This is a genomic window from Pseudoalteromonas sp. SWYJZ19, assembly GCF_015864375.1.
Lineage (GTDB): Bacteria > Pseudomonadota > Gammaproteobacteria > Enterobacterales > Alteromonadaceae > Pseudoalteromonas > Pseudoalteromonas arctica.
In genome coordinates this window covers 37,292-52,629 of sequence record NZ_JADYXI010000009.1, presented here as the reverse complement: position 1 = coordinate 52,629, position 15,338 = coordinate 37,292, and the positions used below count along the sequence as shown (strand labels likewise).

Below are 15,338 nucleotides of genomic sequence, written 5' to 3'. Positions count from 1 at the left end.
TAAGTGCGAGCTTTAGTTTATCGATACGTTATTTATGCATTATTTACACAGTAACATCCCTTGGTTTGTGTAATTAAGAGATTTGAGTTAAAACCAGCAGCTAAATTAGTGACCGCAGTTTCAACAAAACCACTTCCTTGGGCACAAGCTAACCCTTCAGAGAGCGGCCCAGCATAAACAAACTCACCGTTTTTATTAATAATAACGGCGGCAGGCGTTGCCGGAATAACGTGTTTAAGCTTTGGTGTTAATTCAACTTGTACAACCTTCATAGCTTTATTGGCAGCAAAAGAGGTTAACGATGAAATATGCGGCTTAGCTTGTATAGTACACCCGCATTTTTTTTCTGTTATAAGCACTAAAGACGGCTCACCAGTATCAACCCAATCCAATTGCTTTTTAAAGTTATTAAACCAGTGTTTTTGCAATAAAACTTTTGAGCTATCAAACGGTTTAAGCTGCTCTAATTGAAAATAAACTAACCCTGCAACAACACAAATAAGCCATGTAGCTATAAGCGAAAATACGAAAGTGTTAGATTTATTTAAACTTGGCAATGCTTTGCTCTAACACATCAATACTTACATCGATTAACTGCACCTTAGCGGTTAACTGCTGCACTATTTGCGTATCTTGGTACTGATTTTGGCGCATAGTATCAGTACTGCTTGCTATTAATTCAGTATTACCTGCCTGCTCAGCTACAACTTGTGCAACTGAGTCAGAGCTTGAAGATACTGCGGCTATTTGCTCGCTCATTGCTGAAATATTCTCTTTCATTGCAGCACTAATACTTGTTAAATCGACTACAAAATTCACACACTGACTCATTGATTGTGTTGACGTTTTACTATTATTAACAAGATCTTTTAATGTTAGACTAATTTTATCTGTTGTTGCTTTACTATGGTTAGCTAAAGATCTTACCTCATCAGCAACGACAGCAAAACCTCGACCATGTTCGCCTGCACGGGCAGCTTCAATAGCGGCATTTAAAGCAAGTAAGTTTGTTTGCTCAGCAATACCTGATATCTCATTAAGAAGACCTGAAATAACATCGCCCGCTGCCACTAAGTGGTTTATTTTTTCTTCGGTATGGTTAAGTAGTGTTAACAACTCTCTACTTTTAGCGTCTGTTTGAAGCACTTCTTTTAATGCATCACCTGCAGATTGTGTAATGTGATCAACTTGGCGCTTAAGTACCTCACTTTCTTCTTCTACAAGTTTAAAACCATTAGCAACTTGAGCGCCAGAATTAGCAATATCATCAGTTTGTTGTGTACGCTGCACTGCACCACCGGCCAGCTGATCATGAACATGTATAAGCTCTTGTGAGTTTTTTTGCAGTGATTCTGATTGAGTTTGTACCTGTTTAATAACATCAGATAAGTAATCTAGTAACGTGTTAAACCCTGTTACAGCCTCACTTTTAGTGTCATCAGCACGAAGAGAGAGTTTAATGTTTTCAGGGTCTTTCATTATTTGCTCTGTCGCATAACTTAAAGATAAGCCAGCACGACGTTCGCGTTGCAACATTACGGCAATGTAGCCTGCAACTAACACTTCAACTATTGCGTATCCAGCATGAATAAGCACCGTAGTAAAAGCAAGCCTATCAGGGTCAAATACATAAAATCCTGTATTTTGAGTTTGTAAATAATAAAAAGATAAATGATGAACAGCTACAAATACAATTGTAGTAATAAACACTCGCCACTGTACAAAAACAATTAACATGGGCATTAAAATAAATATTTCAAAATGGACTTCAATCAGCCCAAAAGTTTGTTGTATGTGCAAAAAAGAAAACATCATTATGGCGGCAGCTACAACATGAGGGGTAACAGGACTATCCCCTTGTGTGTTTAAAAGCCATATAGGTAATAAACACAATGGCAAACCTATCATAAAGGCCTGCGCTAATGTGTCGAAATACAAGCCAATAGCGATAGATTCGACAAACAAAAGACTAAAAATAATTGTAAATAACCGGCCAATACTAGACATAAGAACCTTAAAATTGTTGTTTGCATTGTTGTTTTATAAAGCAGTCTGCAATATACGTATCAAAACGAGTTTCAGTTTACTGAACACAATAATAAACTACCGACACGTCAAAAAATAATACATTTAATTTACATTATATACATGCGGTCTACTTAATTATAGGCAGTATTTTTTTAAACGTAGGCGTTGCTGCTTTTTTTGTCCATTGAAAAATAACTATTTCAGCGCATGAAATTACCGAACCAGCTTGGCGTAGCTGTTCAATCGCCAAATTTTTATGTTGCGGATTTCTCGAGCCAACTCCGTCGTGTACGATAATAACTTCAAAACCATTTTCTATTAAATCTAAGCATGTTTGTAAAACACACACATGCGCTTCAGTGCCAACAACAACAACTTGCTTTTTACCATAGCTTTTTAACTTATCAACAAAGCCAGGCTCTGCACACGCACTAAAGTACGTTTTATGAAAATACGTAGCATTAGGTAACGTATTTTTAATTTGCTGATTAGTCTCGCCCAACCCCTTGACATATTGCTCGGTTATTAAGACTGGGACGCCGTGAATAATACCCGCCTGCGCTAACTGCAATGTACTTTTTAAAATATTCGGAAAGTCTTTAATTGCAGGAGCAAGCAACTCTTGTAAGTCTATTATTAATAACACGCTTTTTTTTGCATCAATATTAGATAAAACCACTATACTCTCCTTATGAATATTAACTGTTATCTATATAGATTAGCTCACTATTTGAAAATAGAGCTTTTAACTTTAAGTATATTATTTGCAATTAAAAAATAAAAACTTATGCTATATTTACTATCTAGCTAAGTATCATCCTATCCTCCACTGAGAGTGTTTATAAGTGCGTTTGAGCAAACTTTTTTTTCATATCACCATTGTTTTTTTACTATGCATCCAAAGCACTTTTGCATCACAAAACTATGCTCAACAATTACAACGAATTTCTACTGACGAAGGTCTCTCGCAAAGTTACGTTTTGCAGTCGCAAGAAGATGACATTGGCTTCATATGGATAGCAACCCAACAGGGTTTAAACCGTTTTGATGGTTATAAAGTAAAAACTTTTAATGGTGGCTTTGGCTTAGATAAACACTATATTTATGCATTATTTAAAGCCGAAGACGGAAAAATCATTGTCTCAACTGATCTTTCTGGTGCGTATATAATAGATCCCCTCACTTTAAAAACCGAAAAAATCTATTCTGGTCAAATAGATAAAGAAAAAAAGATGTTTTCTCCAATCTCCGCAATGACTCAGCAACAAGATACTTTTTACTTCGCCATAGATGGTCAAATATATACATTTGATGAGACGAGTAAACACTTTACACTTAAGCTAGCACTCCCAAATAAAAGGGACTACATTAGGTCATTAACGATATATAAAAACACTTTATATATTGGTACAAATGATGGTTTATACACTGCAAATATAGATAATTCAGAACTTGTAAAAATCCCTCTTCATCCCCCTGAAAAAAATACGATAGATAATATAAACGTCAAATTTTTAAGTGTTGATAATGAATTAGGATTACTTGTTGGTACTGTCGAAGGTATGTATCAATTAGCATTTGATAATAACAAAAATATATCTGCAGCAAATGTTACAACATTAATTCCTGATTATAATATATGGGATTATGCCAATACTGTTTACGGCGAGTTTGTAGCAACCGAAAGTGGATTATTTAGTTATCACCGCGAAACCAAAGAGTTAGAGTTCATATTAAATTATGAAAAAAGTAAGTTTAATATTAATGAAAACTCAATCAACGATCTAATGATTGATAAGTCCGGCGTGCTTTGGCTCGCATCTAGAACCCAAGGCGTGTTTACCTGGCCAATTAAAACCCGACGGTTTAAACACATTTTTTTACCCGGTAACAATACTGTTCATGCCACCTACCAAGATAAAAATAATATTATATGGCTAGGAACAGAAGATGGAATTGCGCGCTATGACAAATCAACAAATAAAAGTGAAGTATATTTAAGCTCGACCGACTCAAAAGCAATATACGGAGCATCTGCGGTATTTGATATTTTTGCGTCTTCAATTGGAAACGATCAATTTCTTTGGCTTGTTACTTATGATGGTTTTAAACTTTTTGATAAGCAAACGGGTAAAGTTATTGAAAATAAAGACACAGACAATAATGTAATTAACCAGCTCAACTTATTTGGTTTTGCCCAAGTTGATGCAAATAAATATGCATTTATGTCTGATGATAATTTTTATATTTTTAATGAAACAACCGGAAAAACAAGAATTATTAAAGGACTCAAAGAGCAAGTTGACCCTTTATTTTCTTATGCTTTTTATAAACCCCTCGACACACATCCTGAAGAGTTTGTACTTGGCACATCAAAAAGTTTTTTTAGGTACAACGAAAAAACGAAAACTTTAACGACTATATTTCAGTCATTTAATCCTAAAGAAGATATTTTTTACACTGTAGAAAATTTTTACTTAGACTCAAAACGAAATATCTTATGGTTGGCAACCACCCACGAAGGCTTGCTTGGTGTTGACCCAGTTACTTATGAGAGAAAACACTACATAGGATTAAAAAATTCATTTAATACTGACTCTATCTATTCGTTACTTCCTGATGAAAATGGTTTTTTATGGGCAAGTACCGACAATGGTTTATATCAAATAAACCTAGATACACTCAATGTGGTGAGTTATTCAGTAAAAGACGGGTTGAATATAAACCAATTTACTTCTATAGCAGCAACAACATTAAACGATGGCAGGCTTATATTTGGTAGTAATGCGGGCGCCCTACTTTTTGACCCCTTAGACTTTGATGAAAAAGAATTATTTAAAAAAAATAGTGTAGCGATTACCGATATAAATCTTTTTACCAAAGAGCTCGATTATTACCCTCATAAATACCTTAGCCAACCACTTGATCTCAGTTATGAAGACATGGGCCTTACAGTTAGTTTTTCTAACTTTTCTTACCCCAATATAGACAAAGCATATTATAAGGTAATTCTTTCAGGGCCAACGTCCCTTACATATGAAGACTTACAATCTAACCAAGTGTTTTTCACAAAACTTCAACCCGGTAGTTATTCGCTAAAAATATCAGCACATAATCGCGATGGTATTGTTACAAGCGAACCTGCCACACTTAATATCAACGTGGCCTACGCACCATGGAAGTCGCCCTTTGCTATTGTCGCCTATGTAGTTTTAATAATTGCCGTGTTGTTTTTCATTTTTTGGCAATACCGCAGCCGCCAAGTTGCAATTGAACAAGCCCATAGAGCGACTATTCATTCGCAAAAGCAAACAGAACTCGCGCTTAAAAATAACAAAAGTGGCGTGTGGGATTATAATTTTAAAGATGCTTCCGTAAGTACGCTCAGAGGAAGTGAATTAGGCTATACAGGCTTGCCTGTACGTGTACACATAGAACAATTTTTAGCGCTTATACACCCAGATGACCGACGTCGTTTTGAAAACCAATGGGAAAACTACTTCAAGTACAAAAAACAACAAAACTGGCAAGCAACTTATCGTCTACAGCATAAAAATGGGCATTGGTTATGGTATCAAGATACAGGACAAGTTATATACGATCCTCAAACAAATGAGCCGCTATATGTTTCTGGCATATATACCAATATCACGGAGCAACGGGCTAATGAGCAACAAGCAAAAATTCTAGGTGAAGCGTTTAGCCAAATAAACGACTGGTTACTTATACTCGATAAGCATTTAATGCCATTTTCTGCGAACAACAGTTTTATTGAAACGTTTTCAAGTGAACAAGCAGCCACTAAAATTAGCCCAAAATTATTTATTAGGGCCATTGGTAAAGATAAGTGTAGAGAGTTTGCAAATATTTTAAAAAAATTAAAAGCTACAGAAAACTGGCAAAGTGATGCTTATATAAAAACAGCAAAAAGTAACGAACATCCAATACATATAAGCGCCACAGCCGTAACAAAAGATACTGCAAGCTACTACGTGGTTGTTATTACAGATTTAACTGAGCAAAAACGTGCAGAAAACGAACTGCGCTATTTGGCTAATTTTGATCCTCTAACGCATCTACCTAATCGTAGTTTAATGTATAAAAATATTGAAGACGCGATTAAACATGCCAATGAAAGTAATACACAATGCGCATTATTATTTATTGATTTAGATAAGTTCAAACCTGTTAACGACTCTTTTGGCCACGCAGTTGGCGATAAGCTACTTTGTAATATTACCCAAAGAGTAAACGGTATGCTTGGCGTAAACGCAAAACTTGGCCGTCAAAGTGGTGATGAATTTTTAGTGCTGATTCAAAATATAAAATCGCTTCAGTCTCTTCGCGATACAGTAAGAAAAATTAGTAATGAGTTAGCTAATAAAGTAATTATTGAAGACTTCTCTATTAATATTTCAGCCAGTATTGGCGTCGCTTTATACCCATTCGATGCTGTAACCACCGATATACTTATCCGTAATGCCGATGTTGCGATGATGCACGCTAAACAAGGCGGGAGAAACGACTTTAAGTTTTTTAGCGATGAAATGAATGAGCTGATAAAACAAAAGTTACTGCTCGAAAATGATTTAAAAGATGCAGTAAAAGACAACCGATTTTTTAATCACTATCAGCCCATTATCGACATAGAAGAAAAAACAATAAATGGCGTGGAGTTACTCATGCGCTGGAAAAATCAAGGACAGTTGGTATCGCCAGCACTTTTTATACCGGTAGCAGAAGAAACTGGTTTAATAGAACTCCTTACTGAGCAAGCATTGCAACGAGCTCTTATTGAAATTGCACCTATACTCAGCGCAAACCCATTGTTTTATATATCTTTAAACTTATCCCCTAAACACATTTTAAAAACAAACATAACCCAGCGGTTAATGTCCATATTAGCGGACTCTCAAGTTCATCCAAGACAATTAAGACTTGAAATAACAGAGAGTATTTTACTAGAAGATAAACTCAAAGCAGCCAAGCAGCTACAAAACTTAAAAGCTGCTGGGTTTAAATTACTACTTGATGATTTTGGTACTGGTTACTCATCACTCACCTACTTGAGCCAATTTCCTATTAATGTTATTAAAATAGATCAAAGCTTTGTAAACAGTATTGGTATAGATAAAGGGGATGAATCGATTATTAAGACCATTCTTTCATTGGCCGAAAACCTAGATCTTTACTGTATTGCAGAAGGAGTAGAAACGCGCGAACAGATGATCTTTTTAGCCGAGGTTGGGTGTACTGTACTGCAAGGTTATTACTTTGCAAGGCCAATGGATGCTAAAGACTTACGTAAAAGCGATTGTTTTAGCAATATCATTGATTTGATTTGATTTGATTTGATTTGATTTGAAACATTAAAAGCGTGCTAATCATTATTACACGCTTTTATATTAATTAGATGCTACTAATGGATGTGATGGCATTCGTGGCTTTCTATTTGTAATACACTATTGCGTACATTAAATTTTTCAGCTAACAGTTGTTCTACCTTCATACGACATGCTTCATCGTGTTTTTCAATAGTACAATGCTCTTTAAGTACAACGTGCGCCCCGACTACTACCCCCTTATATTTGCGCGTTACAGTGACGTTATGGACATTGTGAACATGCTCCATATCTGTAATCTCACTTTCAATATCTGCAACTTTAGGAAGTTTGGCCTTATTTAAGCGTAAACCTTTTATACAACTAATAATGACCTTAACACCGGTAAACAACACGAAAGAGGCGATTAACATGCTCGATAAAATATCGATAACAACCCAGCCCGTAAAATATATAAGAATACCAGCCACAAATGTCGATACGGTAGAAATCAAATCAAAGAATGAATGTAAAAATACCGCGTAAACATTAATACTCGCTTTGCGGCCTTTATATAAAACCCATGCAGCAGCACCATGAAACAAAAAACCAATAGCAGCAATAACCGACATTAAATAACTATTAATAGCCAGCTCATTTCCTTCATGCTGGTGTATATAGCGCTCACCACCTTCATACAAAATAATTAAACTGATTGCTAGGTATAAAAATCCGTTCACCAGACCACCCAAAAGCTCGGCTCTTTGATGACCATCGTTATAGGTTTTAGCAAAATGAATAGCGAGACTTGATGCAATCAGTGCGATGAATAACGAGCTATTGTGAACAAACAAATGCCCCGCATCGGCAAGTACAGCAAGCGAATTAGAATAATAAGCACCTATAACCTGAATTACCATAAACGAACACGTAATTGCTAGTGCAATAAGTAACCGACGACGAGAAGCTTGGTGTGTAGTGATTTCTGTCATGAAATGCTTGAATAACCTATACTTAAAGTGCAAATAAACCAAAGATGGCTTAGAGTAGAAAAGGGTAATGATATACAGTATCAATTATAATACGTACTGCCCTCAAACGCACTAAAAACTTAGTAAATCAAAAAAAATGTGCTAATAATTAGTAGGGCTTGTTGAACTTCGGTGGTTGAATTTACACCAGTATTTTTGTTTTTTAGGCAAGGCAGAGCCTATGTAGTGTGGCTATTCCCCATAAATAGGCGATAACGCAGCATAAATACCAAACATGCGCTGCCTTTTGAGCTCGATCTAAGGACGATTAACACGCCCAAGTAAAAACAATAAAAATACAATAGATAACAATTTAATTGTGGCTTAAACACATGGAGAGTTGAGTGAGTAATAACCTATCAAATGAAATATGGCGAAACTTGGAGTTACTGCCGTTTTGTGTATTACTTTATGATGCCAATGAAAATATATTTAAAGTTAACAGCCAAGCACAGGACTTGTTTGGCTTAAGAAATAAATCACATTTTAATAAAATTGATTTTTCACACATCACTTTAACCAATCATCACAGTAAAAAAGAACTATTAGTCGAGGAGCTATTCTTTGATTATTTCACTGCAAATAACCAATGCCAGTTTGTTTTATCAAAACAGGTATCTAAATTGCTACTCAATGTAAAATTTGCAAAATTACCTAACTCAAGCTCCATTATTATAATCGATGTATTGAATAATAATGTAGATGAACAATATGATTTTGATAATATTATTTCGAACATATCAACTGACTTAATTGATATTCAAAACGACGACGTTGATAAGCATATCAACTACGCATTAAAAGCTATTGGTACCGTTTGCCACGCAGATAGAAGTTATCTTTTTAAGTTTGCCGAGGATGGTAAAACCATAAATAACACCCACGAATGGGTCAATAATGATATACAAGCATTTAAAGAGGACTTACAAAACCTTCCGAAAAGCGATCTCCCCTACTTTTTTAGTTTGATGGCACGTACTCACTTATTTAGAGTTAACGATGTAACGTCGTTACCCATTCAAGCAATGAGCGAAAAAACAATTTTCCAGCGACAAAAAATAAAATCAGTACTTTGCATTGGTCTACGTTATGACAAAGAGCTCGTTGGCTTTATAGGCTGTGATTGCGTTGTTCAAAAGCGAAACTGGACTGATTTAGACCTTATTCGCTTAAGGTTAGTAGGTGAAATGCTTGCTAATGCTTTCAAAAATTTAAATTACAAGCAAGAGCTACAACAAGCTCAGCAGCAACTCATTAATGCCAATCATAAACTTAACAAACAAGTTAATACTGATGGCCTTACAAACATTGCTAACCGACGCTGTTTTGATCAAACTTTAAAATGCGAAATTAAGCGCGGCGCACGTAATAAAGAACCCATTAGTTTAATAATGTGTGATATTGATTTTTTTAAGCGTTATAACGATAACTATGGACATCAGCTAGGCGATGAAGTACTAAAACGAGTAGCCAAAGCGCTGCACGATTTGTGTAAACGAGAAGGTGATCTAGCAGCTCGTTTCGGTGGTGAAGAATTTGCGATAATTTTACCTGCAGTCGACACAGATCATTGTCAAAGATATGCAGTTCTTATTCAGGAAAAAATTGCAGAACTTGCAATTGAACATAACTTTTCAAGTGCCAGTAAATACCTCACTTTGAGTATCGGATTTTATAGCCTTATACCCAATCAAAAAACAACACCTAAAGAAGTTATAACTAACGCCGACATAGCCCTTTATAACGCAAAAGAAGCAGGCAGAAATAAAATAGCCAGTTTTAAAAAAACCGACTAAGTCGGCGCGCTACAGTGAGTTTTAGTGGTTAAAAGTTCGCTGTAGTGATAATCTATACACGCTGAAATTATAAACAATACAACCACTCAGCGTTTAATTATTATAAGGAATGTTTAAATGGATCCAGTCACACAAATTCTCGATATGGTTTTTACTGTTGAGGCTTTTTTACTTGTTTTTGTTATCGTGCTTTTAAAAAGTAGCGTTAAATTTGTACCACAAAACCGCGCCTGGTTAATCGAACGTTTTGGTAAATACCAATCAACTAAAGAAGCCGGCCTTAACTTTATTATTCCATTTATTGATAGAATCTCGGCTGATCGTAGCTTAAAAGAACAAGCTCAAGATGTACCATCGCAGTCAGCTATCACTAAAGATAACATCTCACTTATAGTTGATGGCGTACTGTACTTTAGGGTACTAGACCCATACAAAGCAACGTATGGCGTTGACGACTATACATTTGCAGTTGTACAACTTTCGCAAACAACAATGCGTTCAGAATTAGGTAAAATGGAGCTTGATAAAACATTTGAAGAGCGTGATTTACTTAATACCAACATTGTTGCAGCTATAAACCAGGCATCTGAGCCTTGGGGTATTCAAGTACTTCGCTACGAAATTAAAGATATTGTGCCGCCTAACTCTATTATGGAAGCGATGGAAGCACAAATGAAAGCTGAGCGTGTTAAACGAGCTCAAATTTTAGAGTCAGAAGGTGATCGCCAAGCAAATATCAACGTTGCTGAAGGTAAAAAACAAGCACAAGTACTTGCTGCTGAAGCCGACAAAGCCGAGCAAATTTTACGCGCTGAAGGTGAAGCAACAGCTATTACTACGGTTGCAGAAGCACAAGCAAATGCACTTATTAAAATAGGTGAAGCTGCAGATACAGAGCAAGGTCAAAAAGCAATTCAGTTAGATTTAGCAACTAAAGCAATCGCGGCTAAAGAAGCGATTGCTCGTGAATCATCAATTGTATTACTGCCAGACAACGCGACAGATGCAAGTTCAATGGTTGCGCAAGGTATGGCAATTATTAATAGTTTAAATAAAAAGAATTTGGGTTAATAACTAAATAAAGAGGTTTGTATGGATTTTATTACGCAAAATTTACCGCAAACACTTATGGTACTTGGTATTGTTGCTTTAATAATAGAAGTAGCAGTACTTGGCCTTTCTACATTTATTTTGTTGTTTTTTGGATTATCGTTATTCCTCACAGGATTATTAATGAGTTTTGGTATTTTACCCGACTCATTAACCACCGCCCTTTGGAGTAATGCAATTGTAACAGCAGGTTTGGCCGTTGTACTTTGGAAACCATTAAAACAAATGCAAAATCGCGTAGATAAAAAGCAAGTGAATAGTGATTTTGCTGAACTTACTTTTGTACTTACTAGCGATGTAACAGAACAAGGTTTAACTACACATCAATATTCAGGTATTAGCTGGAAACTCAAAAGTGAGCAACCAATTAGCGACGGTACTGAGGTTTTAGTAACCAAAAAAGAAGTGGGTGTTATGTGGGTTAAGCCTAAAAGCTAACCATCACTTTAAAACAAGCACTGTGTATAATAAATTACAGTAAAACGGGCGGCTCAAACTGCCCGTTTTTTATGCCTGAGATTTGAAATACAGCGCCTTGTTCAGTAACAGTATTATTAATCGATTCATCAAATGCCGATGTCACAAGTAACAATTCAGCATTTTTACCGCCAAATGCAGTGCATGTCGGTTTTATTGCACAAAGCTTTATTGTTTTAATTAGCTCACCGCCTGGGGATAAACACATAACACACCCCATTCCCCACACAGCTAGCCACAAATTACCTAATTGGTCGGTTACGCAGCCATCGGGGTCAACATCAGTATTATTAAATTGATAAAAAACACGTGGCTCAGAGCAAGGCTCGCCAGTTTGCTCATCCAAATCTAATACATAAATACAACTCGTTAAAGAGTCGCAGTAATAACCGCGTAAACGTGGCTTATCAAAGCACAATCCATTTGGGATACTCAAGTTACTTACAACGACTTTAAGCTGGTGTTTATAATAACGGTATATTTTACCGTCACCCTTTTTAGCATTTACGTCCATTGTACTTAACCAAAAACCACCCCATGGATCAGCGCGGCCGTCGTTTGAACGCCTATTTAGTTGCGTATTTTCAATATTAAGAATAAGGTGGCGAGTGCACGAATTAATATGGTATTTGTATAAACCAGTACTTGTACCTAGCAACAAGTGCTGCTCATCAATCCACGCTATTGCACTTAGTGTATCAGGCATATTAACTGTTTTTAGTTGGCTTTCGCTGTGTATTTTTTTGCTTAAAAGTAATTTTTTATTTATGTCGACCCAAAAAAAAGTATTCAGCATAGGGTGCCAAAGAGGACTTTCTGCAAGCTGACTCTGTGTGCTTTCAAAAATGGTTACGCTAGGATCAAACATAAGTAATTATTCTTTATTATTAACAAAGCCTTGTAACCCAAACCTTACCAGAAAACAGTTGATTTCGCGATACGTACCTGGCTTTAATTTATCAACATGCCCTAGGGCGTGTTGATCTTTGGTGGGTGAATTTGCAGCAGTATGTTTGGTTTTTAGGCAAGGCGGAGCCTATGTAGTGTGGTTATTCCCCATGAATAGGCGATAACGCAGCATAAAGACCAAACATGCGCTGCCCTTTGGGTTCTTTCTAGGGACGATTAACTCTTTGTTGCTCGGTTTTTACTTAGCCCACTAGGTTACAAACCTCGCGCCGCGATTTAATCGCCCCTAGATTGAACAAATTTCAATCCACAAAGATCAACACGCCCTAGTGACTGCAAAATCAATATCATTGCACCACCGGCTAATTTTAAAGTTGGGCGTACCACTAAAAAGTTTGAAATACTTAATAGTGGTTACAACATGGGAGTTGATACTGCTAAGACCTTTTTAGCTAAATAACTGCATTATTTAACCTAATAATTGCGGTGCTTTACCCGCAATAACTGCGGTTAGTAAACCAGCTAACATAGCTCCTACAACGGTGCATATTGCACCGCCTAAAATACCGTAAACACTCATAAAACATATCAGCGCTAAACCAAATAGCAGTGCACTTAAAAATGTTTTAGTCGCTAATGTAAGTGTGTTTTTTCGTAGGTTGAGCATCATTAATAATAAACTTACCATCGCAATTGTAATTAGTAGCTCGTTCATGCGGGTTGTACCTCAACTTGTAATTTTTGTGTGTTTTTTATTTTTAAGGCAACAAATATACACGCAACACCCACCGCCATAAAGCTTATATCTACTACCGCAACAAGCGAACTATTAAAGTTAATAACATTGCTCACTCCAAATATAATGTTAAGCGGCAGCACTAAAGCAAGCGAAGCACCGCATAATAAAAGAGTCAGCTTAAAGTAGTTTTTATAACCTATGGGTAATACACTCAAGAGTAACCATGCCAACCACGTATAAAAAAACACGGGTCCAAAAAAGCTATTTTGCGCCACACCAACAACGCTATAATTAAGTACAACTTGCACAGGAAATAGCACAAAGCTTGCTAATACCAAACCGCCACAACTGCCAATAATAAAACGATTCCAGCGTGCATATGCCTGCATACTCAGTGAAGGGCTACTGCCACGTGTGCGCTTTGTTAGCCACATCATCATGCCCGAAATAGGTAAAAGCGCAGTACTTAAGCCAAGCAATACCCAAAGTAATTTTACAAACACTCCTGCAAAGTTCCCAAAGTGCAGCGGAAACATCAACTCAATTACTTTTATCGAAACACCTGAAATATCACCAAAACTACTCATCGACTGCACAAACTCACCATTACCCTGATAATGCAGTAACTGAGAAGCAACAGCCTCGCCACCTAACAAACGCAAATATACCTGCGCGTTCGCATCGTTATGCGCCATTATGGTTACATCTCTAATTATTGCTTTAGGGTAACGACTATGAGCATGCTCTAAAATAGTGTCTATTTTTGTAGGTTGCTTAATGTGACTAACTACAGGCTCAGGAATGGCGGTAAACGTTTCTATTAACTTATCTTGATCGCCACCAAAGCTCACAAACGCAGCGGCTGGTAGTAAAATAATGGTCGCGAGCCCTAAAAATGATCCTGTAAAACCAATTACAATGTTAAAAACGCTGCCCCAAATACCTATAACCTTATGAGCATCGCTCACTGCAATATCTAACCCTTTATCTCGCCTAAACGTAAAGAGCTCTTTTATCAATTTGCGATGAATAAACAAGCCTGTCACTGCACTTACTAAAAGCGTTAAACCTAAAAATCCAGTGAGTATTAACCCTATTGGTCGCCCTAAATGCAAATCTGCATGAAACTCACCTATATAAGTTGGTGCATCCGTTTTTTTATTGGCGTAAAACTCTTTACTAGGCCCATAGTAAGTATTTTCCAGCGTCAACGTATCGGGATGAAATTGAAATACTCTGGCCACCTCTTGGTCGTAATTTTCATCGCCATGGTGAGATTCAAATACCAACGTTAACAAATGAAAGTTATGCCCACTTGGTAAAAACACATGAATGTTTTCGCCAAATTCACTAGGTACTTTTTTATGGTATTCGTTTACTAGTCGGTTAATTTGCGCGCTGGCAACGTATTGGCTAGATTGTAGTTCTGGATTAGCCCATATTTTTAACTCAGGTCGCGACAGAACTGCTAACGCCCCACTAAATGCAACAATAAATAGCAGTACCGCAGTAATAATTCCTACCCAGCTATGTAATAAAAATAGCTTTTTTAAAGTAATCGACTTCATCCCTGCCCCTGCGTTAACGCCCAAAAACTCAATAAACCATGTAATACACACAATGCAATCATTACTACAAAAGGTTGCCATACTTTTTGCGCCAAATACGCATAAATAAACAACGCAGTCCAAATAATAGGAAAGAGTAAAATAGGCAGTAATATTTGTTCATTCATTTGAAACGGTAAATAGGTTGTCATACCCGGAATCATTATTACCGCTGTAACTAGCGCTAATACACACGCAATTAGGTGCCTTCGCCGTGTAGCTGTAAACGTTTTTTTATTATTCATTATTCGCTCAGTAAATTTGCCCAAACATATACAAAACAGCACATGCAAATGATAACAATTGCTATTATATTGTGC

At 36.6% G+C, this 15,338-nt stretch carries 12 protein-coding genes and 1 pseudogene; 5 read left to right on the top strand and 8 right to left on the bottom strand.

Translation table 11 applies throughout. The annotated features are described in order from the left end of the window. Nucleotides 1-32 precede the first annotated feature (32 nt). From I6F45_RS10745 to I6F45_RS10735, 3 genes are all read right to left on the bottom strand, one after another. On the bottom strand, nucleotides 33-557 hold the full coding sequence (locus I6F45_RS10745; protein WP_007581838.1) for a DUF6436 domain-containing protein: 525 nt from the start codon (nucleotides 555-557) through the stop codon (nucleotides 33-35). Continuing rightward, nucleotides 541-2,007, bottom strand: coding sequence for a methyl-accepting chemotaxis protein (locus tag I6F45_RS10740; protein ID WP_165728422.1), 1,467 nt, complete (start codon nucleotides 2,005-2,007; stop codon nucleotides 541-543). Before I6F45_RS10740 ends, I6F45_RS10745 begins: the two co-directional genes overlap by 17 nt. Nucleotides 2,008-2,155: 148 nt before the next feature. Further along, nucleotides 2,156-2,707 carry a hydrolase gene (locus tag I6F45_RS10735; protein ID WP_197160439.1) on the bottom strand — a complete coding sequence of 184 codons (552 nt, stop codon included), beginning with the start codon at nucleotides 2,705-2,707 and terminating at the stop codon, nucleotides 2,156-2,158. Nucleotides 2,708-2,873: 166 nt separating this feature from the next. Between I6F45_RS10735 and I6F45_RS10730 the strand changes: the two genes are divergently transcribed. Then, complete coding sequence (locus tag I6F45_RS10730) at nucleotides 2,874-7,373, top strand: EAL domain-containing protein (RefSeq protein ID WP_197160438.1); 4,500 nt, start codon at nucleotides 2,874-2,876, stop codon at nucleotides 7,371-7,373. Between the two features lie 74 nt (nucleotides 7,374-7,447). On the opposite strand, the gene I6F45_RS10725 is transcribed toward I6F45_RS10730, so the two are convergent. Next, entirely contained in the window at nucleotides 7,448-8,341 is an 894-nt protein-coding gene (locus tag I6F45_RS10725) for a cation diffusion facilitator family transporter (RefSeq protein ID WP_007581834.1), read from the bottom strand. Nucleotides 8,342-8,724: 383 nt separating this feature from the next. On the opposite strand from I6F45_RS10725, the gene I6F45_RS10720 reads away from it, so the two are divergent. From I6F45_RS10720 to I6F45_RS10710, 3 genes are all read left to right on the top strand, one after another. Then, nucleotides 8,725-10,176 carry a diguanylate cyclase domain-containing protein gene (locus tag I6F45_RS10720; protein ID WP_197139306.1) on the top strand — a complete coding sequence of 484 codons (1,452 nt, stop codon included), beginning with the start codon at nucleotides 8,725-8,727 and terminating at the stop codon, nucleotides 10,174-10,176. 117 nt (nucleotides 10,177-10,293) lie between these two features. Then, on the top strand, nucleotides 10,294-11,247 hold the full coding sequence (locus I6F45_RS10715; protein ID WP_166377104.1) for a slipin family protein: 954 nt from the start codon (nucleotides 10,294-10,296) through the stop codon (nucleotides 11,245-11,247). A 21-nt stretch (nucleotides 11,248-11,268) separates the two neighbouring features. Then, nucleotides 11,269-11,724, top strand: coding sequence for an NfeD family protein (locus I6F45_RS10710; protein WP_197160437.1), 456 nt, complete (start codon nucleotides 11,269-11,271; stop codon nucleotides 11,722-11,724). Nucleotides 11,725-11,758: 34 nt separating this feature from the next. Here the strand turns inward: I6F45_RS10710 and I6F45_RS10705 are convergent, their stop codons facing one another. Continuing rightward, on the bottom strand, nucleotides 11,759-12,631 hold the full coding sequence (locus I6F45_RS10705; RefSeq protein WP_197160436.1) for an SMP-30/gluconolactonase/LRE family protein: 873 nt from the start codon (nucleotides 12,629-12,631) through the stop codon (nucleotides 11,759-11,761). 366 nt (nucleotides 12,632-12,997) lie between these two features. On the opposite strand from I6F45_RS10705, the pseudogene I6F45_RS21380 reads away from it, so the two are divergent. Then, a pseudogene (locus I6F45_RS21380) lies at nucleotides 12,998-13,132 on the top strand (DUF6363 domain-containing protein); the annotation flags it as partial. 9 nt (nucleotides 13,133-13,141) lie between these two features. On the opposite strand, the gene I6F45_RS10700 reads toward I6F45_RS21380, so the two are convergent. From I6F45_RS10700 to I6F45_RS10690, 3 genes are read right to left on the bottom strand one after another with little or no spacing between them, the layout of a single operon-like run. Beyond that, nucleotides 13,142-13,387, bottom strand: coding sequence for a hypothetical protein (locus tag I6F45_RS10700; protein WP_007581829.1), 246 nt, complete (start codon nucleotides 13,385-13,387; stop codon nucleotides 13,142-13,144). After that, entirely contained in the window at nucleotides 13,384-14,979 is a 1,596-nt protein-coding gene (locus I6F45_RS10695; protein WP_197160435.1) for a PepSY-associated TM helix domain-containing protein, read from the bottom strand. The genes I6F45_RS10700 and I6F45_RS10695 overlap by 4 nt, the downstream gene beginning before the upstream one ends. After that, entirely contained in the window at nucleotides 14,976-15,263 is a 288-nt protein-coding gene (locus I6F45_RS10690) for a hypothetical protein (RefSeq protein ID WP_024591874.1), read from the bottom strand. Before I6F45_RS10690 ends, I6F45_RS10695 begins: the two co-directional genes overlap by 4 nt. Nucleotides 15,264-15,338: the final 75 nt, after the last annotated feature.

Coding starts and splice junctions, on each gene's coding strand:
- I6F45_RS10690 (WP_024591874.1), bottom strand. CDS start 15,263: ATGAATAATAAAAAAACGTTTACAGCTACACGGCGAAGGCACCTAATT.
- I6F45_RS10705 (WP_197160436.1), bottom strand. CDS start 12,631: ATGTTTGATCCTAGCGTAACCATTTTTGAAAGCACACAGAGTCAGCTT.
- I6F45_RS10715 (WP_166377104.1), top strand. CDS start 10,294: ATGGATCCAGTCACACAAATTCTCGATATGGTTTTTACTGTTGAGGCT.
- I6F45_RS10740 (WP_165728422.1), bottom strand. CDS start 2,007: ATGTCTAGTATTGGCCGGTTATTTACAATTATTTTTAGTCTTTTGTTT.
- I6F45_RS10725 (WP_007581834.1), bottom strand. CDS start 8,341: ATGACAGAAATCACTACACACCAAGCTTCTCGTCGTCGGTTACTTATT.
- I6F45_RS10710 (WP_197160437.1), top strand. CDS start 11,269: ATGGATTTTATTACGCAAAATTTACCGCAAACACTTATGGTACTTGGT.
- I6F45_RS10695 (WP_197160435.1), bottom strand. CDS start 14,979: ATGAAGTCGATTACTTTAAAAAAGCTATTTTTATTACATAGCTGGGTA.
- I6F45_RS10700 (WP_007581829.1), bottom strand. CDS start 13,387: ATGAACGAGCTACTAATTACAATTGCGATGGTAAGTTTATTATTAATG.